The organism is Stappia sp. ABD4_338 (assembly GCF_056312175.1).
On sequence record NZ_CM149982.1, the window covers coordinates 1,237,306 to 1,254,966 of the forward strand.

A 17,661-nucleotide genomic window follows, 5' to 3' on the forward strand; every position below is an offset into this window, starting at 1 on the left:
CGCGCCACCTCCACTGTGACGAGCCGCCCTTGCGCTTCCAAGTCCGAAAATGCGTCAGACGCTGGTCAAACTATCAGCATAACGCCCCTTGCCGGACTGTCCCTTCATAATAAGACGCAAGAACCGCCGTTCCGGTTCCACCCGACCCGCATTCGCGCTCTCCGAGCCAATGTGCGCGCTTCGTGATAGTCTCCCCTCGACCGGGGACGGGGTCTCCGCATCGGAAGAAGGCAGGCTGGACATGAGCGAAAGGGCGAGAGGCGCGCGGAACGCGCGAATGCGCAAGGCAGCGGGACGCGGTGCCGCCGCCCTGCTGGTGCTTGCGGGTGTTCTGGCGGGCGGTGCGCCCGTGGCCGAGGCCCGGCCCGACTTCACCCGCATGACCTGCGCACAGGCCCGGGCGATGGTTGCGCGCAACGGGGCGGTGGTGGCCACGACCGGCCGGTATACCTACCAGCGGTTCGTCAACGGCCCGCGCTGGTGCGATCATTGGGAAACCGTGCGTCCCGCGACCGCGCCCACGCGCGACAACCGGAGCTGCGTCGTCGGCTATATCTGCGAGACGCCGCTTTTCCGGCCCTTCGGAGACGACTGGTAACGAGGCGGGCCGGGCCGCCGTTCCGGTTTCGGGAGGCTTGCGTTTTCAAGGATGGCGTTTCGTCCGGTCATGCTATTGTCCGCCCAATTCCTGCTGGGAACGGAGGGGCTTGGCGCAATGTCGGTCGTGATGGAAAAGACCTGGAAGACGGGGTTTGTCCCGAAGTGTGATGTCCGTCGCTCGGGGCGCCTTCTGGTGGCCCTGTCCGTCCTTGCGGCCGGGCTGGCGCTTGTCCCGCAGGAGGCCGCCGCGCGGCCCGACGCGCGCGAGATGACCTGCAGGCAGGCGCAGGATCTGGTCCGCCGCAGCGGCGCTGTGGTGGTGACCACCGGGATCTTCAGCTACGAGCGCTTCGTCAGCGGCAAACGCTGGTGCGAGAACTGGGAAACGCCGAGACAGGCCACCACCAGAACCAGCGACGCCCCGAAATGCGCGATCGGCTTCAAGTGCGTGGAGCCGGTGTTCTCGCCCACGCGGCGCGATCGCTGATCCGCCGGACCGGTGCGGGCGGCCGGTGTCCGGCACGTGGCCGCCTGTAGTGGCATCCGGTCCTGAGGTGAATTCACAAGTTCATGAGTTATTGTAATCCTGATGCTTTTTAAAAACGATTGACTTGAACGTAAGCGTAAGAGAGCCTTCTCCCCGCGGAGGAGAAATGGCGACCTATTTCACCATAACCCAACTGACCCAGGAATTCGGCGTCACGACGCGCACCTTGCGCTTCTATGAGGCCGAAGGCTTCCTGAAGCCCGTGCGGCGTGGCCGTCAGCGGCTGTATCGTCCGGGCGACCGGACGCGGCTCAAGCTCATCCTGCGCGGCAAGCGCCTGGGGTTCTCGCTCGCCGAGATCCGCGACATCATCACCATGTACGACAAGGCGCCGGGAGAGTCCGGGCAGCTCAGCCTTCTCATCGCCCGCATCGAGGGGCGGCGCGAGGAGCTTCTGGCCAAACGGCGCGATATCGACGTGACGCTCGCCGAGCTGGACGAGGTGGAGCGCGGCGCGCGTGCCCGTCTCGATCAGCTCGGCCCCACGGGCGATCTTTTCGAGGCGCTCGAGCAGCCGTCCCCGGAGCCTGCGGCCGCGTCAACCAGGGAACACGACAAATGACAGAGATGCCGCGCTTCGATCCGCGCGATTCCGGCTGGGAGGCGCGTGTTGCCGCGAGCTTCGCCCGCCAGAGCTTCATGGAAACACTGGGCGCGCGGATCGCCCTGATGGCGCCGGGCCGGGTGGAGCTTGTCGCCGACGAGGCGCCCGGACTGAAGCAGCAGCACGGCTTCTTTCACGCCGGCGTGTCCACCACCCTTGCCGACACGGCCGCGGGCTATGCGGCGCTGACGCTGTTTCCAAAGGGCTTCGGCGTGCTCACCACCGAGTTCAAGATGAACCTGCTCAACCCTGGGCGCGGCGAGCGGCTCGTCGCGAGCGGCCGGGTCGTCAAGTCGGGTCGCACGCTCACGGTGGCGGCTTCCGACGTGTATGGCGAGAGCGGCGACGGCTCCCGCGTTCATGTCGCGACCGGGCTTTTCACGCTGATCGCGCTGGAGGGGATGGATGACTGAGTTCGCCAGACCCTCGGGCCTTGTCGTGCGTCCGCTCGGGCCCGCCGACCGGGCGGCCTGGGACCCGCTTTGGCAGGGATATCTTACCTTCTACAGGCAGGCGCTGGCACCGGCGGTCACGGACGCGGTCTTCGCCCGCCTCACAGGTCATGGCGCGCATCTGGGGCTTCTGGCCGAGCGCGACGGTGTTGCGGTCGGCCTCGTCCATTACCTCGTGCACGAGACGACCTGGGCCATCGCGCCGACCTGCTATCTCGAGGACCTGTTCGTCGACGAGACCGTGCGTGGCGGAGGCGTCGGGAGGGCGCTGATCGACGCGGTGGCCGAGGAGGCGCGCAAGGCCGGCTGCCGGGCCGTCTACTGGCAGACCAACCAGGACAACGCGCGAGCCCGCGCCCTTTACGACCAGGTGGCGACGCTCAGCCCCTTCGTGCGTTACGACCTCGACCTGACGACAGACTGACGACGGACCGAATGAGAGACGGCGGCGGGGACCGCCCGGGAGGACATGATGATCCGGAATGATTTTCCCAGCTTCAACTTCGACCTCGGCGAGACCGCCGACATGCTCCGGGACACGGTGCGATCGTTCTCGCAGGACACGATCGCGCCGCTGGCCGATCGCATCGACCGGGAGGACTGGTTTCCGCGCGAGGAGCTGTGGCCGGCAATGGGCGAGCTTGGCCTGCACGGCATCACGGTCGAGGAAGAGTGGGGAGGCTCCGGTCTCGGCTACCTCGAGCATTGCGTGGCGATGGAAGAGGTGAGCCGCGCGTCCGCCTCCATCGGCCTGTCCTATGGCGCGCATTCCAACCTGTGCGTGAACCAGCTTCGCCGCTGGGGCAGCGACGCCCAGAAGAAGCGCTACCTCGGCAAGCTGATCACCGGCGAGCATCTGGGCGGTCTTGCCATGTCGGAGCCGGGTGCCGGGTCCGATGTCGTGTCCATGAAGCTTCGCGCGGAAAAGAAGGGCGACCGCTTCATTCTCAACGGCACCAAGATGTGGATCACCAACGGTCCGGATGCCGACACGCTGATCGTCTATGCCAAGACCGACCCGGACGCGGGCGCGAAGGGCATCACCGCCTTCCTGATCGAGAAGGACTTCAAGGGATTTTCCGTCGCGCAGAAGCTCGACAAGCTCGGCATGCGCGGGTCTCTCACCGGCGAACTCGTGTTCGAGGACTGCGAGGTGCCGGAGGAGAACGTGCTCGGCAGTCTCGGCAAGGGCGTCAACGTGCTCATGTCCGGGCTCGACTACGAGCGCACGGTGCTCGCGGCCGGTTCCATCGGCATCATGCAGGCGGCGATGGACGTCGTGATCCCTTACGTCCATGAGCGTCGCCAGTTCGACCAGCCCATCGGCACCTTCCAGCTCGTCCAGGGCAAGGTGGCGGACATGTATGTGTCGATGAACGCGACGCGGGCCTATGTCTATGCGGTCGCGCGGGCCTGCGACCGGGGCGAGACGACGCGCGAGGATGCCGCCGGCGCGATCCTCTACGCGGCGGAGGCCGCGACGAAGGTGGCGCTCGACGCGATCCAGCTTCTGGGCGGCAACGGCTACATCAACGACTATCCGACCGGCCGGCTCCTGCGCGACGCCAAGCTCTACGAGATCGGCGCCGGCACGTCGGAGATCCGCCGCATGCTGATCGGTCGGGAGATCTTCAACAAGACGGCGTGAGGGGGGTGAGGCCCGGGTGTCATTCGGAACACTCGGGCCTGCGGTCGATACAGCCTCTGTTTGAGACAATCATTTAATACAATCTTCAAGGCATGCCGGGATTGTCTGTTCCCGTAAAACGGGGGGCGGAATGCTGGGACGGTTGCTTGGGATCCTTGTCTGCGTGGGCATGCTGGCCGTTGGGTCGAAGATGGTGCTGGACGCGCGCATGTTTGTCGCGGCGGTGGACGACACGAAGGCCACGCGGTTTTTCAGGGCCATGGAAAAACCGGCGTTCCGGGAGCTGCAAAAGACGATTACGGGACGTGACCCGTACCCGTCCGTCGAGCAGATGGCCAAGGTCCGGGCCATGTTTGCCGAGAAGATTGAGGCGAGGGCCAATCGGGGTGTTCTGCTTCTGGCCACGGGGGCGTTCGGTCTGCTCCTGATCGTCGTGGTCCCTCTTCTCGGGGCGATGACGCGTGTGGAAAGTGTGGACACCGAGCCACGCCGCGGCCCGGTGGCCAGGATTGTTCTGATGTCCGTCTTCACCTTCGGGATCGGTGTGGCCCTGTACGGACTGCAAGGTGCCGTGGCGCTTCTTGTCGATGAGGGGCGTCACGTCCTGATCGGTCGCATTCTGGACGCGAAGGTCGTGCGCAGGGAACTCGTGTCCGACCCGACGCAGTCCGGCGTTGAACGTGCCCTTCTGCACGTCGTCTATGACGATGTGGTCCTCAGGCCGCAGAAGGCTGTCGTCTATCAGTCGCGTGGTTCCGCGGATCGTTTCGGGAGGGGCGATACCCTCAGGATCTCGGTGGTTTCGGATACGCCGCGCAGGGGACTACTCGTGGAGGAGATACGTACTCCGCTCGAGATCATTCTGCCGGCCATGTGGCGGGTCGTCCTCATCCTGGTTGGTCTGGCGGGACTTTGGCGGAACTGGGACAGCGGTCCGAGGCCGTCCCTGCGCATGCCTGGGCCTGCGGCAGCCGGCGGGGGTGGGCCGAAAGGTCTATGAGCCGCGGCGTTTTCCCCGTTGCCGGCGCTTTGTGAGGATCCGGAAACCTTCTTTTCGCGCTCCCCCTTTGCCGAGAGGGGGTGCATCCCTTAAGTATGGTCGCAAGACAGGACGAAAGAGCCGATTCCGTCTTCACGAAGGAGCAGATCTTGGACATGACCCTCAAGACGACCGAAGTGCCTGCACGCCTCGACGACGAGGACGAGGACAAGACCAAGACGCCGTCGTCCATCCAGGTCGACAAGCATCTTTTCGATGCCCGTACCGTTCTCATCACCGGCCCGATCAACCAGGAGCTCGCCCGCGATGTCTGCGCCCGGCTTCTGGCCATGGCACAGGTGTCGCTCGATCCCATCACGGTGATCGTGTCCTCGCCGGGCGGCCATGTGGAATCCGGCGACATGATCCATGACACGATCAAGTTCATCGCCCCGGAAGTCCGCATCCTCGGCATGGGCTGGGTAGCGAGCGCGGGCGCGCTGATCTACGTCTCCGTTCCCAAGGAGCGGCGCTACTGCACGCCCAACACCCGCTTCCTGCTTCATCAACCGTCCGGCGGCGCCGGCGGCCAGGCCTCCGACATCGAGATCCAGGCGCGCGAGATCCTCAAGATGCGCGACCGCCTCAACAAGATCTTCGCGGCCGCGACGGGCCAGCCGATGGAGCGGATCGAGAAGGACACCGACCGCGACTACTGGATGGGTCCGGACGAGGCCATCGAATACGGCCTGGTCGGCAAGATCGCCGGTACGGTCGCCGATCTGGGCTGATGCCTTTTCGCGGCATCGCCGCCGCATGAGATGACGGGCCCGGGAGGCCGTTTCGCCTTCGGGCGGGGCGGTGCCCGGGCCCTTCGATTCCTTCCCCGGGTGCGGATCGCGCGCCCCCTTTCAGATCCGGGAGATTGTGAAGATGAAGACCGTTTCGCTTGGCGGGGTGGAGATCCCCGTGCTCGGCCTCGGCACCTGGCAGGTCAAGGACGAGGCCTGCAGCGACGTGGTGCGGGCCGCGCTCGAAAGCGGCTGGACCCATATCGACACCGCCGCGCGCTACGAGAACGAGAAGGCGGTGGGCAAGGGACTGCGCGCCGCATCCGCCGCGCGCGACAGCTATTTCCTGACCAGCAAGGTGTGGCACGACCAGCTCGAGCCGGAGAAGCTCATTCAGGCCTGCGAGGACAGCCTCGACCGTCTGGGCCTTGAGCATCTAGACCTCTATCTCATCCACTGGCCCAACCCGCGCGTTCCGCTCAAGGAGCAGATCGAGGCGCTGCTCGAGGTCAGGGCGCGCGGCTGGACGCGGGCCGTGGGCGTGTCCAATTTCACCGCCGACCTCGTGCGCGAGGCCCAGGATCTCGCCGGCGGTCAACTGGCGCTGAACCAGGTCGAGTATCATCCCTTCCTGTCGCAGGAGAAGGTGCGCGCGGCGCTCGACGCGGCCGGCATGGGTCTCACCGCCTATGCACCGCTCGCGCGTGGCGCGGTCTCCGAGGACGAGACCATCCGCGACATCGCCAAGCGGCACGGCAAGAGCGCGGCGCAGGTCGGCCTGCGCTGGCTTGTCCAGCAGGACAACACGCTGGCGATCCCCAAGACCTCCAACCCGGCGCGTCTTGCGGAAAACGCCGCGATCTTCGACTTCGAGCTGAGCGAGGCGGAGATGGCCGCGCTCACGGCGCTGGGCGGCGAGCGTCGCCGCACGATCGACCCGGATTTCGCACCCGACTGGGACGACGCATAACGCGGACGCCGGACGGAAAACCTGCCCTGAGGGTCGCGGCCGGTGGTCGCGGCCCTCACGAATACGCGAGCAGGGGCTTTACCTTGCGGGGGCCGTCACCCAAATAACGGACGCGGAGCGCCCGCCCCGTGCCGACCTGTCCCGAATGCCAGGCTTCGCCGGAGCGGGATTGCGTGTCATGATGAGGCGCGCTCTCGCCGCTCCGGCACCCGTTCAGCCTCGGGTGCATGCTCCGTGTCCCGCAAGGGACAGACCACCGGGACCGAACGCCATGACCCTTTCCGCCCCCCTCGTTGCCGCCGACCTGACCGCCTGGCTTTATGGCGAGGGCGTGCGCATCGCCGATGGTCCGACGCTTGTCGATGCGACGGCGGAGCGCCTGCGCGAGGCGGGCGTCCCGGTCGAGCGGATCATGACCGGCATCACCATCCTGCATCCGAACGTGCGCACCGAGGCCGTCGTCTGGACGCCGGAGGAGGGCAGCAGCGTCCAGCGCTACATCGAGACGGAGAAGAGCCTCAAGAGCTACGAAAACTCTCCGATGCAGGTCATCTACACGGAAAAGCGCAGCGTGCGCATCCGGCTCACCGACACGCAGAACCTGCCGGCCTACGGCATTGTCGAGGATCTTCTTGAGGGCGGATACACGGATTATCTCGCCCTGCCGCTGCCGTTCTCGGACGGCACGACGAAGGGCATCACCTTCGCGACCCGCGATCCCGGCGGGTTCCTTGCAAGCCACGTGAGCCTGCTCGAGACGCTTGCGCCGCCCTTCGCGCTGATCTGCGAGTTGCAGACCCTCAAGCGCATGGGCAAGACGCTGCTCGACACCTACGTGGGCCGGCGCGCCGGCGCGCGCGTGCTGTCGGGCGCGATCAAGCGCGGCGACGGCGAAACCATCTCCGCCGTTGTCGGCTTCATGGACCTGCGCGGCTTCACGCATCTGTCCAACGTCCTGCCGGGCGACCGGCTGGTGGCTCTGCTCAACGACTACTTCGAGGCCGTCGACGAGGCCGTCGAGGCGCGTGGCGGCGAGGTGCTGAAGTTCATCGGCGATGAGGTGATGGCCATCTTCCCCCACGAGTGCCGGCAAAGCGAGCACGAGGCGGCACAGAACGCCCTTCTTGCCGCGCGTGACGTGGTCGAGCGGGTCGCCGCGATCAGCCGCGACTGGCGCGTGGAGGGCGAGGAGCTTCGCGTCGGCGTCGCCCTTCATGCCGGCGACGTCTTCTTCGGCAACGTGGGGGCCGAGACCCGCCTCGATTTCACGGTTGTCGGGCCGGTGGTCAATCTCGCCTCGCGCATCGCCGGGCTGACGCGCGACCTGGGGCAGGACATTCTCGTGTCCGAGACCATCGCCGACATGATGGGCTGCCGCTGCGGGTTCATGGGCGCGCATGAGGTGCGCGGCTTCGACAAGCCGGTCTCCGTGTTCATGCCGCCGGTCAAGGCGATCAGCGAGGACGGGAGCTGGTGCGAGGACGCGCCCGCGGGGCTCCTCGCGCCGGTCAGCGTGCTTCCCTCCGACACGGTTCCCGCCGCCGTCCTCGCGGCCGGAGAAGCCGCGGACCCTGCGGAAACCGACGCCCGCTGAGGCTTTTTCGCTTTCGCAAGGCCTCGCTTGCGGGGGCGCGTCTGTCCTGCGAAGAACTTTTTTCGCGAGATCCGTTTTTTGTTTTGAGTTCAAACTTCCTCTAAGTCACTTTAATCCTCGCCTTTATTGTCATTTTTAACAGTATTCCTTTCGAATTTACGCTTCCGCTGCGTCTTGGGCTGAGGGTCTGGAAATCCTTATGCTGCAAGGGGTTGGAGTTTGAGGCGTGTATTCCGGCTGGAAATTCAGTAATCGTGATTTATGTTATTTGTGACAATTATGTATTCACTTGCATATATTTTGAGCGATGAGTCGCTATTAACATGTTGTAAGGCGTTTTCCGTAGATGCTTCGAACTGGGAGGAGGAAAGCGCGGGGTAGACTGATGTTTGGGGTGTCTTTGTTTTCCGATCATTGCCGGAGTCTTTTCGAGGCCGTATCGAGATCTCAGTGTGTCATCGAGTTCAAGCCGGACGGGACGATCCTGACGGCCAACGAGAATTTCCTTTCGGCAACCGGCTATTCGCTCTCCGAAATCACTGGCAAGCATCACGCCATGTTCCTGCGCACCGCCGACAGGGAGGCCGACGACTACCGCGATTTCTGGCCCTCCCTTGCACGGGGCACGTTTTGTGCCGGTGAGTTCCGCCGCGTGAACAAGGCGGGCGAGGAGATCTGGCTGCAGGCGTCCTACAATCCGGTCGTCAACCGGTCGGGCAAGGTCGAGCGCGTGGTGAAGATCGCCGCCGACGTGAGTGACCGGAAGAGCCGAAGCATGGACAGCGACGGCCAGCTTGCGGCCATCGACCGCTCGCAGGCGGTGATCAGCTTCGCCATGGACGGAACGATCCTTCAGGCCAACGAGAATTTTCTCAAGACCGTCGGCTACACGCTCGACGAGATCCGGGGGCGAAAGCACGAAATGTTCGTGGACCCGGAGTATCGCAAGAGCGACGAGTACCGCGCGTTCTGGGACAAGCTGCGCGCGGGCGAATTTCACGCGGGCGAGTTCCGGCGCATCGGCAAGGGAGGCAGGGAGGTCTGGATCCAGGCCACCTACAATCCGATCCTCGACGATGCCGGCCGGCCGGTGAAGGTGGTGAAATTCGCCTACGACTGCGCCGCGATGGTGCAGCGGCGCAAGCGCCGGGAAGAGATCCACGGCCGCATCGACGCCGACCTGACGGATGTGGCCGAGGCCATGACCGGAGCCGCGTCCGAGGCCGCGAGCGCGTCCGCCTCCTCCGAGCAGACCTCGCACAGCGTCCAGGCCGTTGCCGCCGCGACCGAGGAACTTGTCGCCTCCATCCAGGAGATCTCGCGCCAGGTGGACGAGGCGATGAGTGTCGCCAGCCGCGCGGTGGAAGAGGCGCGGCAATCCTCCACGATCATGGGCAGCCTTGCGCGTGACGCGCAGAAGATCGGCGATGTCCTGGAACTGATCGAGACGGTGGCCGGGCAGACCAACCTTCTGGCGCTCAACGCCACGATCGAGGCCGCGCGCGCCGGACCCGCCGGAAAGGGGTTCGCGGTGGTTGCGGCCGAGGTGAAGAACCTCGCCTCGCAGACCGCGCGGGCGACGGAGGAGATCAACTCGCAGATCGCGTCCGTGCAGGATTCCTCCACGCGCGCCGGGGCATCGATCGACTCGATCATGACCATCATCGAGGAGGTCAACGCGATCTCCGCGACGATTGCCGCAGCCGTTCAGCAGCAGACCGGCGTCACCCGGGACATCTCGAGCAACATGCAACAGGCCTCGGCAGGGGTCGAGACGATCACGGACAACATGCGCTCCCTGTCGCAGAAGACCGAGACGGTGCAGGCGGCAACGGAGAAGCTGCGCGAGATGTCCCGGTCCATCGTCTAGGGGGCGGCCCATAAACGAGGCGGGTCCGGTTTGTTCGCCTGGGGTCGGCCACGCGGCGCGGACCTTCACGAAACCGCCCTGTTTTCAGGTTCTTCTCACCTTGTCCACGCGGTCTTTCCTGCCGTGCGCCTTCAATCCGGCACCTGGATGTGCAACATCCGCCCGGGGGCGAGAGGACAAGGGAATCGTGCATATGCTCAAGGAATTGGAGGCGCTGAAGCAGCGCTACCCGGGCGCCCAGACGTTCAAGTTCGGCGACAGTGCCGACCTGTGCGGGAGGCTTCTGTCCCTGGTGCGCTCCGGACGGAAAGTGGCGACCTGCAGCGCCTTGAGTGACTTTCAGGGCGGCGATCCCATGCCGGAGATCGGACGACGGGATATCGCGTTGAACTGGGACGATACGCCGGCCCTCGTCATCGAAACGGTCGAGCTGATCCATTGCCGGTTCGACGAGGTGAGCGAAGTGATGGCCCTGGCCGAAGGCGAGGATGACAGCCTTGAGGGCTGGCGCGCTGAACACCGCAAGTATTTCGAGCGCAATGGCGGTTTTTCCCCGGCCATGGAGATCATCTGGGAGCGGTTCGCCCTCGTCGAAGACCTGGGCTGAGGAACCGCTCCCCGAGTGACAGGCCGGCTTTCAGCCGAGCGGGCCGCCACGTCCCCTTGCCTCGTCTGACAGGGGCTCGCGCACGGGAACGGGCACCTTGTGGCCCGCGACGGCAAGCGCGTGGGCGCGGGAGAAGAACTGGCGCCGGCCGAGAACGGCAAGCACGAAGAGGGTCGATGCGATCAGAATTCCCGGCCCGAAAAACCACCCCAGGTAGCCTATTGAAAAGAAGAACGCCCGTTGCCCGCGTGTGAAGTGCTGCCCGGCGAGCACCATCATGCCGGCGGCGTTCTCGGCGAAGGCCTGCCCCTCCTCGGGGGGCGGATCGCCGTCCGGCATCGCCCCCATCAGGATCGTGGCATAGTTGAACAGCCGGTAGGCCCAACCGAACTTGAAGAAGGCATAGGCATAGACAAGGGCGAGGCCCAGGATCTTGATCTCCCACTCCGCCGGCGTGGTGCCGCCGTCGAGCCCGATGTCGGCAAGGATTTCCAGGATGGAATCCGTCGAGGTGAGGAGGGCGAAACACGCGCCGATCGCCAGGATCGACGTGGAGGCGAAGAAGGCCGTGCCCTGCTGGAGGCCGGCGGCGATGCCCACATCCATGATGCGCACCCGCCGAAGGCTGGTTTCCATCATCCAGCGGCGGCGATGCAGGTTCATCTGGTAGGACAGCGTCCTGACCTTGAGCGGCGAGTGTTCGACGAGAAAGTTGAAACCGAGCCAGGCGGCGAGAAAGACCGTAGCCGCCGCAAGGTCCAATATGGAAAGATCGTTCACCCTCTCGCCTTTCCCGCGCGTGTCATGCCGCGAATCCGTGTGCGTCCGCTGCCATCATGCCCTGTAGACTGTCGGGTACGCCAGCGCAGCGACAACGTCAGGCGGGCGGAAAGAGGAAATTCGGGAATTCAGAATTGTATGTATTCCTTAATATTCGAGATACATGGGGGAGGGGTATGAAATTCTCGTCTTCGTTATTTCTTGTGTGTCGACAACTTGTCCGTACATATTTCGACTTTTCGGAGAATTTTATTTAAAATTGCAATTTCTAACAGTATTCTTGGGTCCGTTTAAATTCGTACGATTTAGAAAATTTACGAAGGGGAAACTTCTCCGTGGCACCTTCCTGTCCCAAGGGGTGGTGTTCGGAGGTCAGAATATGCGTAGCCTGCTTTCCCGGGGCGACAAGAACAAGGCGATGCTCGAGGCGCTCGGGCAGTCGCAGGCCGTGATCGAATTCAAGCCGGATGGCACGATTCTGACGGCAAACGAACCCTTCCTGAAGACCATGGGCTATTCGCTCGAGGAAATCCGCGGCAAGCACCACAGCATGTTTGTGCGCGAGGATCTGCGGAACTCGCCGGAGTATCGCGCGTTCTGGTCGGCGCTTGCCGCCGGACAGTTCCAGCAGCGCGAGTTCCGCCGTATCGCCAAGGACGGTCATGAGGTCTGGCTGCAGGCCTCCTACAATCCGATTCTCGATCGCTCCGGTCGTGTCGAGCGCGTGGTGAAGTTCGCCGCCGACATCACCAAGGAAAAGATGAAGAGCCTCGACCTTGCCGGACAGGTGGCGGCGATCAACCGGTCGCAGGCGGTGATCGCCTTTGCGATGGACGGCACCATTCTCGACGCGAACGAGAACTTCCTGAGCGCCCTTGGCTACTCCCTTGAGGAAATCAGGGGAAAGAACCACGAAATGTTCGTGTCCTCCGAGTATCGCGCAAGCAGCGACTACAAGGCGTTCTGGGATCGCCTCCGGTCGGGTGAGTTCCAGGCCGGCGAGTTCTGTCGCTACGGCAAGGGCGGCAAGGAGGTCTGGATCCAGGCCACCTACAATCCGATCCTCGATGACGAAGGAAAGCCGATCAAGGTCGTGAAGTTCGCGACCGACCGCACCGAGGCGGTCAAGCGGCGCAGGCATCGTGAGGCGGTTCAGAAGGAAATCGACCAGGACCTCGATTCCGTCGCACGTTCGATCTCGGATGCCAACGCCCAGGCGTCGAGCGCTTCCGCGTCCTCCGTTCAGGCATCGTCCAACGTGCAGGCCGTCGCGGCGGCGGCCGAAGAGCTCGTCGCGTCGATCGAGGAGATCTCGCGTCAGGTGAACCAGGCACGGACGATCTCCGAGAAGGCCGTCGGCGAGGCGCAGAAGTCCTCGACGGTGATGAGCGGTCTCGCCGAGAACGCGCAGAAGATCGGCGATGTCCTTGAACTGATCGAGACGATTGCCGGCCAGACCAATCTTCTGGCTCTCAACGCGACCATCGAGGCCGCGCGCGCCGGCGAGGCGGGCAAGGGCTTTGCCGTTGTCGCGGCGGAGGTCAAGAATCTCGCCAGCCAGACCTCGCGCGCCACGGAAGAGATCAACGCCCAGATCGGGTCGGTGCAGTCCTCGTCCTCCATGGCCGAGGGAGCAATTCAGGCGGTGATGCGCATCATCGAGGAGATCAACGACATCTCGGCGTCCATCGCGACGGCGATCGAGGAGCAGTCGAGCGTCAGCCGCGACATCTCGGTCAACATGCAGCAGGCCTCCGTGGGGGTGACCACCATCACCAACAACATGCAGAGCCTGTCCCAGGAGACCGACCTCGTGGCGAAGGCCACCACGACCCTGCGCGAGGCCTCACGCTCCATCGCGTGAAGCCTCTCCGCAAAAATGCCAGGTCATGCGGCCGCCGGTCTCCTCCTGTCGGGAGGGGCGGCGGTCGTCTCGCATGTGGCCTTGCCGTGTCGATACTGTGGACCTGACCGGTCGGGATCGCCGGCATGAGCGCAGGCGGCGCGACACATCAAATCGACTCAAGTTTCGATCATTTTTTGCAAAATTCTTTTCCGAAGTTGCGCAAACCCGGCCGGTTTGGCCGGCTTTCAGTCATGCAATTGCCGCATGGCGGAATGCGGTTTTTTTGCGCTTGCGAAACCGTTTCCAAATCGTTAAATCCACGCCTCGACCGATGGCGCGCCCGGGGGCAAACGTGGCCGCCTTCTTCGGACAAAAGGACTTCCATGGACGATCAGGTTCAGAAATCCTGCTGGGGCGTGACGGCGTGGGCCGTTCTCCTCGTGGGGGCCGTGCTGGCCATGGTCTACGTGTTCGGCGGTGCCGACGCGGGGGCCGCAACGGTTGCATCACTCGGCTGACGCCGGGCGGGGACATTTCCCCCGCGCCGCGGACGTCGGCCCACCGGGCATACCGGTGCGCAAGACCGGAACGAGATACAGGGGGCGCGGGAAACCGCGCCCCTTTTTACGTTCAGGCGTCTGCGCTTTCCCTTCGGATTGCGCAAACCGTGTGCCTGCGGGGATTTTCCTTGCCCGGGCAGGGCGGGGGAGGAACACTGCCTGGACCGATGCCCCGCCGGACGGGGCGGATCAGCAACGGGGAGGGAGCCGATGACGGGACGGATCACCAAGGGATACAAGGCGCTCCTGGAGGAGGCCAATGCGGCCATCGAGACGCTTAGCGTCGAGGATGCCATTGCGGCGTCGAGGGATCCGGGCGTGGTTCTCGTCGACATCCGGGACGTGCGCGAGCTGAAGCGCGAGGGCAAGGTCCCCGGTGCGATCCATGCGCCGCGCGGCATGCTGGAATTCTGGGTCGACCCCGACAGCCCCTATTTCAAGGACGTGTTTGGCGAGGACAAGAAGTTCGTCTTCTTCTGCGCCGCCGGCTGGCGTTCGGCTCTCGCGACCAGGACGGTGCAGGAGATGGGACTGTCTCCCGTCGCCCATATCGAAGGGGGCTTCGGGGCCTGGAAGGCCGCGGGTGGTCCTGTCGAGGCTCCCGGGGACAAGACGGACTGAGGGCTGAGCGGTTCGCGTGCGGTCAGTCGCTCAGCACTGCGGGCACTGGTGAGTGGAGCCGGTGTCGGAGCGGGGCCGGGTGCTCGGTCGGGCGCGCTGGAACACCATCTGGTGCATCGTGTTCACGCCGGAGGGGGCGCTGGAGAGCAGGCCGCCGTACTGGTCCGCTCCCATGCGGAAAACCACGAGCGTGACGGGGCCGAGTCCGGGCCAGTCCACGGAGGCGCCCCAGGTCGGCACCTGCTCCAGGGCGTCCACGCCCGCCAGCGCGGCCACATCCTCTCGCGAGAAGGTGACACCGGGCTTCACCGGCCATTCCAGGCGGCGCAGACCGTCGGGGATTTTCCACAGGCGCAGGGTCGTATCCAGACGCAGGATCATCGTGTCCGAAGACGTGCCGAGTTCGATCGTGACGAAGCGCTGGTCGAAGCTGGCCGGGCGGACCTCGATGCCGTCCGGTGTGCGTTCCAGGGTGACTGTGTTGGAAAGGGTATAGATTGTGGCGTCGGTTTTCTCGCCGGGCAGCGAGCGTGCGCGGTCGAGCGCCTGGGCTGGCGAGGCAATTACGGCAAGTGAGCCCATCAAAAGACCCAGTGCCAGCGTGAGGCGAGGTGCGAACATTTCTCGGTCTGCTAAACCTGAACTGCTTGGAGGCACGGAAATCGCGCCGGAAAACAGCTTCATGATATGTCAAAAGTATCAATAAAGCGTGACGGGCTGAAAGTAGAGGTGCACATGCGTTTGGCAATTGGTGACAAGACTTACTCCTCCTGGTCCCTGCGGGCGTGGCTTGCCGTGCGCGCGAGCGGCGCGGATTTCGAGGAGGAGCTTCTGCCGCTCGACACCGACGCGTTCCACAAGCGCATCCGTGAGATTTCGCCGGTCGGCCGTGTTCCGGTGTTGATCGACGGGGAGGTCACGGTCTGGGATTCACTTGCGATTATAGAGTACTTGGCGGAGGTCCGCCCCGGTGCGGGCCTGTGGCCGGAGGATCGCGCCGCGCGCGCCAGGGCCAGGGCGGTGGTCGCGGAGTTTCATTCCGGTTTCTTCGATCTGCGCGGGAATTACCCCATGAACCTGCGCCGGACGCCGGCTCCCCATCCTCTTGCGCCGGATGCCTCGCGCGACATCGCGCGCATCACGGAGATCTGGCGTGACTGCCGCGAACACTATGGCTCGAAGGGAGACTTCCTCTTCGGAAAGTTCGGTGCGGCGGATTGTTTCTTCGCGCCGGTCGTCAGCCGTTTTCTCACCTATCAACTTCCACTGGGGAAGGTCGAGCGGGCCTACGCACAGGCGGTCATGGAGCATCCCTACATGGTGGAATGGCGTGCGGAGGCGGCGCGCGAAACCCATCGTGTTGAGGCTGACGAGGTTGAGTGACAGTTAGTAATGCCAAGAGATAAAAAGAGAAAACAAGTCGTGTTGACTGGCACGTAAACGTAAGACAATCTCTATTCAAGGAGAGAGGCGGAGCGGCCGTGAAGGCGGCTTCCGAACGTCAAGGGAGGCAAACGGGTGGCAATCCTGAAGAGCAGTGCGGCAACGTCCGGGGCCGAGGTCGAGGCCAATCGGGCCGCCTGGACGGAGCTGCGCGAGGACCTTCTGGCGCGGCGCGCCGAGGCCGCGAAGGGGGGCAACGAGCGGGCCCGCGAGCGGCATGTGTCGCGTGGCAAGCTGCTTCCGCGCGAGCGGGTCGCGCGTCTGCTCGATCCGGGGACGCCGTTCCTGGAGGTCGGGGCGCTTGCCGCGCTCGGGCTTTACGAGGATGCCATCCACGGCGCCGGGCTCATCACGGGCATTGGCCGGGTTTCGGGTCGTGACTGCATGATCGTGTGCAACGACGCGACCATCAAGGGCGGCACCTACTATCCCATGACGGTGAAGAAGCATCTCCGGGCGCAGGAAATCGCCATGGAGAACAGGATTCCCTGTCTCTATCTGGTCGATTCCGGCGGGGCAAACCTGCCCAACCAGACCGATGTCTTTCCCGATCGCGACCATTTCGGCCGCATCTTCTTCAACCAGGCGACCATGTCGTCCATGGGCATTCCGCAGATCGCGGTGGTGATGGGATCCTGCACGGCGGGCGGCGCCTATGTGCCGGCCATGTCCGACGAGACCATCATCGTGCGCCGGCAGGGAACGATCTTTCTCGCGGGACCGCCGCTGGTGAAGGCGGCGACGGGCGAGGAGGTCTCGGCCGAGGATCTCGGCGGCGCGGATGTTCATGCAAGGGTCTCAGGCGTTGCCGATCACTATGCGCTCGACGACGAACAGGCGCTCGAGCAGGCCCGGCGTATCGTCGCGAACCTCAATGGCGCCAAGCAGCCGTCGCCGGTGCTGGCGGCGCCGCGCGATCCGCTTCTCGATCCGGCCGGGCTCGAGGCGGTGGTGCCGGTCGACCTGAAGAAGCAGTACGACATTCGCGAGGTCATCGCGCGGATCGTGGACGGGTCCGAACTCGACGAGTTCAAGGCTACCTACGGCACGACGCTCGTGACCGGTTTCGCCCGCATCAACGGCATTCCCGTCGGCATCCTTGCCAATAACGGCATCCTGTTCTCTGAATCGGCGCTCAAGGGCGCCCATTTCGTCGAATTGTGCTGCCAGCGCGGAATTCCGCTGCTGTTCCTGCAGAACATCACCGGTTTCATGGTCGGCCGGGAGTATGAGGCCGGCGGCATCGCCAAGGACGGCGCGAAGCTCGTGACGGCGGTGGCCTGCGCGAAGGTACCGAAGATCACGGTCATCGTCGGCGGGTCCTACGGGGCGGGCAACTACGGCATGTGCGGGCGCGCCTACTCGCCACGTTTCCTCTTCATGTGGCCGAACGCCCGCATTTCCGTGATGGGCGGCGAGCAGGCGGCCAGCGTGCTGGCGACGGTGAAACGCGACAACATCGAGAAGGACGGTGGGGACTGGAGTGCGGAGGAGGAGGCGGCCTTCAAGGCGCCGATCCGCGATCGCTACGAGGCGGAAGGGCATCCCTATCACGCGACGGCGCGGCTTTGGGATGACGGCATCATCCTGCCGTCCGAAACCCGGAGGGTGCTCTCGCTGGCCCTGTCGGCGACGCTCAACGCGCCCGTTCCCGAAACCCGCTTCGGCGTCTTCCGCATGTGAGGCGGCGCGGGACGCCGTCCCGCGACCCTCCCGTCGACGCTTCGTTCATTCGTGACAAGGACTGAC

At 64.5% G+C, this 17,661-nt stretch carries 19 protein-coding genes; 17 read left to right on the forward strand and 2 right to left on the reverse strand.

The window, feature by feature from the left end:
• Positions 1-277: 277 nt before the first annotated feature.
• From ACYX4S_RS05685 to ACYX4S_RS05740, 12 genes are all read left to right on the forward strand, one after another.
• Positions 278-598 (forward strand): hypothetical protein, encoded by a 321-nt coding sequence (locus ACYX4S_RS05685; RefSeq protein WP_476362193.1) that lies wholly within the window; start codon positions 278-280, stop codon positions 596-598.
• A 117-nt stretch (positions 599-715) separates the two neighbouring features.
• Positions 716-1,087 (forward strand): hypothetical protein, encoded by a 372-nt coding sequence (locus ACYX4S_RS05690; RefSeq protein ID WP_476362194.1) that lies wholly within the window; start codon positions 716-718, stop codon positions 1,085-1,087.
• Positions 1,088-1,253: 166 nt separating this feature from the next.
• Complete coding sequence (locus ACYX4S_RS05695) at positions 1,254-1,709, forward strand: MerR family transcriptional regulator (RefSeq protein WP_293718287.1); 456 nt, start codon at positions 1,254-1,256, stop codon at positions 1,707-1,709.
• A complete protein-coding gene (locus ACYX4S_RS05700; RefSeq protein WP_293718289.1) occupies positions 1,706-2,164 on the forward strand; it encodes a PaaI family thioesterase in 459 nt (152 codons plus the stop codon). The genes ACYX4S_RS05695 and ACYX4S_RS05700 overlap by 4 nt, the downstream gene beginning before the upstream one ends.
• On the forward strand, positions 2,157-2,627 hold the full coding sequence (locus ACYX4S_RS05705; protein ID WP_476362195.1) for an N-acetyltransferase family protein: 471 nt from the start codon (positions 2,157-2,159) through the stop codon (positions 2,625-2,627). Before ACYX4S_RS05700 ends, ACYX4S_RS05705 begins: the two co-directional genes overlap by 8 nt.
• Positions 2,628-2,675: 48 nt before the next feature.
• On the forward strand, positions 2,676-3,851 hold the full coding sequence (locus ACYX4S_RS05710; RefSeq protein WP_476362196.1) for an isovaleryl-CoA dehydrogenase: 1,176 nt from the start codon (positions 2,676-2,678) through the stop codon (positions 3,849-3,851).
• A 130-nt stretch (positions 3,852-3,981) separates the two neighbouring features.
• On the forward strand, positions 3,982-4,851 hold the full coding sequence (locus tag ACYX4S_RS05715; protein WP_476362197.1) for a hypothetical protein: 870 nt from the start codon (positions 3,982-3,984) through the stop codon (positions 4,849-4,851).
• Between the two features lie 155 nt (positions 4,852-5,006).
• On the forward strand, positions 5,007-5,621 hold the full coding sequence (locus ACYX4S_RS05720) for an ATP-dependent Clp protease proteolytic subunit (RefSeq protein WP_293718295.1): 615 nt from the start codon (positions 5,007-5,009) through the stop codon (positions 5,619-5,621).
• A gap of 142 nt (positions 5,622-5,763) precedes the next feature.
• Complete coding sequence (locus ACYX4S_RS05725) at positions 5,764-6,591, forward strand: aldo/keto reductase (RefSeq protein WP_293718297.1); 828 nt, start codon at positions 5,764-5,766, stop codon at positions 6,589-6,591.
• 271 nt (positions 6,592-6,862) lie between these two features.
• Entirely contained in the window at positions 6,863-8,185 is a 1,323-nt protein-coding gene (locus tag ACYX4S_RS05730) for an adenylate/guanylate cyclase domain-containing protein (protein ID WP_476362198.1), read from the forward strand.
• A gap of 385 nt (positions 8,186-8,570) precedes the next feature.
• Entirely contained in the window at positions 8,571-10,055 is a 1,485-nt protein-coding gene (locus ACYX4S_RS05735; protein ID WP_476362199.1) for a methyl-accepting chemotaxis protein, read from the forward strand.
• A gap of 193 nt (positions 10,056-10,248) precedes the next feature.
• Positions 10,249-10,662: an ASCH domain-containing protein gene (locus tag ACYX4S_RS05740; RefSeq protein ID WP_476362200.1), complete on the forward strand. Its 414-nt coding sequence runs from the start codon at positions 10,249-10,251 to the stop codon at positions 10,660-10,662.
• A 30-nt stretch (positions 10,663-10,692) separates the two neighbouring features.
• Here ACYX4S_RS05740 and ACYX4S_RS05745 read toward each other — a convergent pair whose 3' ends face one another.
• Positions 10,693-11,442: a DUF599 domain-containing protein gene (locus ACYX4S_RS05745; protein WP_293718305.1), complete on the reverse strand. Its 750-nt coding sequence runs from the start codon at positions 11,440-11,442 to the stop codon at positions 10,693-10,695.
• 379 nt (positions 11,443-11,821) lie between these two features.
• On the opposite strand from ACYX4S_RS05745, the gene ACYX4S_RS05750 reads away from it, so the two are divergent.
• From ACYX4S_RS05750 to ACYX4S_RS05760, 3 genes are all read left to right on the forward strand, one after another.
• The gene (locus ACYX4S_RS05750) at positions 11,822-13,306 is read left to right on the forward strand and encodes a methyl-accepting chemotaxis protein (protein ID WP_476362201.1); all 1,485 of its coding nucleotides are present in this window, start codon (positions 11,822-11,824) and stop codon (positions 13,304-13,306) included.
• A 365-nt stretch (positions 13,307-13,671) separates the two neighbouring features.
• Positions 13,672-13,806: a hypothetical protein gene (locus tag ACYX4S_RS05755; protein ID WP_293718628.1), complete on the forward strand. Its 135-nt coding sequence runs from the start codon at positions 13,672-13,674 to the stop codon at positions 13,804-13,806.
• A 252-nt stretch (positions 13,807-14,058) separates the two neighbouring features.
• On the forward strand, positions 14,059-14,469 hold the full coding sequence (locus tag ACYX4S_RS05760; protein ID WP_476362202.1) for a rhodanese-like domain-containing protein: 411 nt from the start codon (positions 14,059-14,061) through the stop codon (positions 14,467-14,469).
• Between the two features lie 30 nt (positions 14,470-14,499).
• On the opposite strand, the gene ACYX4S_RS05765 is transcribed toward ACYX4S_RS05760, so the two are convergent.
• The gene (locus ACYX4S_RS05765; RefSeq protein WP_476362203.1) at positions 14,500-15,090 is read right to left on the reverse strand and encodes a hypothetical protein; all 591 of its coding nucleotides are present in this window, start codon (positions 15,088-15,090) and stop codon (positions 14,500-14,502) included.
• Between the two features lie 114 nt (positions 15,091-15,204).
• Here ACYX4S_RS05765 and ACYX4S_RS05770 point away from each other — a divergent pair, with 114 nt between their 5' ends.
• Positions 15,205-15,852: a glutathione S-transferase family protein gene (locus ACYX4S_RS05770; protein ID WP_476362204.1), complete on the forward strand. Its 648-nt coding sequence runs from the start codon at positions 15,205-15,207 to the stop codon at positions 15,850-15,852.
• A 135-nt stretch (positions 15,853-15,987) separates the two neighbouring features.
• Entirely contained in the window at positions 15,988-17,595 is a 1,608-nt protein-coding gene (locus ACYX4S_RS05775; RefSeq protein ID WP_476362205.1) for a carboxyl transferase domain-containing protein, read from the forward strand.
• Positions 17,596-17,661 lie beyond the last annotated feature (66 nt).

Excerpts from the sequence above, each read along its gene's own strand:
- ACYX4S_RS05760 (WP_476362202.1), top strand. The coding sequence starts at position 14,059 with ATGACGGGACGGATCACCAAGGGATACAAGGCGCTCCTGGAGGAGGCC.
- ACYX4S_RS05690 (WP_476362194.1), top strand. The coding sequence starts at position 716 with ATGTCGGTCGTGATGGAAAAGACCTGGAAGACGGGGTTTGTCCCGAAG.
- ACYX4S_RS05710 (WP_476362196.1), top strand. The coding sequence starts at position 2,676 with ATGATCCGGAATGATTTTCCCAGCTTCAACTTCGACCTCGGCGAGACC.
- ACYX4S_RS05730 (WP_476362198.1), top strand. The coding sequence starts at position 6,863 with ATGACCCTTTCCGCCCCCCTCGTTGCCGCCGACCTGACCGCCTGGCTT.
- ACYX4S_RS05740 (WP_476362200.1), top strand. The coding sequence starts at position 10,249 with ATGCTCAAGGAATTGGAGGCGCTGAAGCAGCGCTACCCGGGCGCCCAG.
- ACYX4S_RS05705 (WP_476362195.1), top strand. The coding sequence starts at position 2,157 with ATGACTGAGTTCGCCAGACCCTCGGGCCTTGTCGTGCGTCCGCTCGGG.
- ACYX4S_RS05755 (WP_293718628.1), top strand. The coding sequence starts at position 13,672 with ATGGACGATCAGGTTCAGAAATCCTGCTGGGGCGTGACGGCGTGGGCC.
- ACYX4S_RS05685 (WP_476362193.1), top strand. The coding sequence starts at position 278 with ATGCGCAAGGCAGCGGGACGCGGTGCCGCCGCCCTGCTGGTGCTTGCG.
- ACYX4S_RS05700 (WP_293718289.1), top strand. The coding sequence starts at position 1,706 with ATGACAGAGATGCCGCGCTTCGATCCGCGCGATTCCGGCTGGGAGGCG.
- ACYX4S_RS05725 (WP_293718297.1), top strand. The coding sequence starts at position 5,764 with ATGAAGACCGTTTCGCTTGGCGGGGTGGAGATCCCCGTGCTCGGCCTC.
- ACYX4S_RS05765 (WP_476362203.1), bottom strand. The coding sequence starts at position 15,090 with ATGTTCGCACCTCGCCTCACGCTGGCACTGGGTCTTTTGATGGGCTCA.
- ACYX4S_RS05695 (WP_293718287.1), top strand. The coding sequence starts at position 1,254 with ATGGCGACCTATTTCACCATAACCCAACTGACCCAGGAATTCGGCGTC.
- ACYX4S_RS05735 (WP_476362199.1), top strand. The coding sequence starts at position 8,571 with ATGTTTGGGGTGTCTTTGTTTTCCGATCATTGCCGGAGTCTTTTCGAG.
- ACYX4S_RS05715 (WP_476362197.1), top strand. The coding sequence starts at position 3,982 with ATGCTGGGACGGTTGCTTGGGATCCTTGTCTGCGTGGGCATGCTGGCC.
- ACYX4S_RS05750 (WP_476362201.1), top strand. The coding sequence starts at position 11,822 with ATGCGTAGCCTGCTTTCCCGGGGCGACAAGAACAAGGCGATGCTCGAG.
- ACYX4S_RS05770 (WP_476362204.1), top strand. The coding sequence starts at position 15,205 with ATGCGTTTGGCAATTGGTGACAAGACTTACTCCTCCTGGTCCCTGCGG.
- ACYX4S_RS05720 (WP_293718295.1), top strand. The coding sequence starts at position 5,007 with ATGACCCTCAAGACGACCGAAGTGCCTGCACGCCTCGACGACGAGGAC.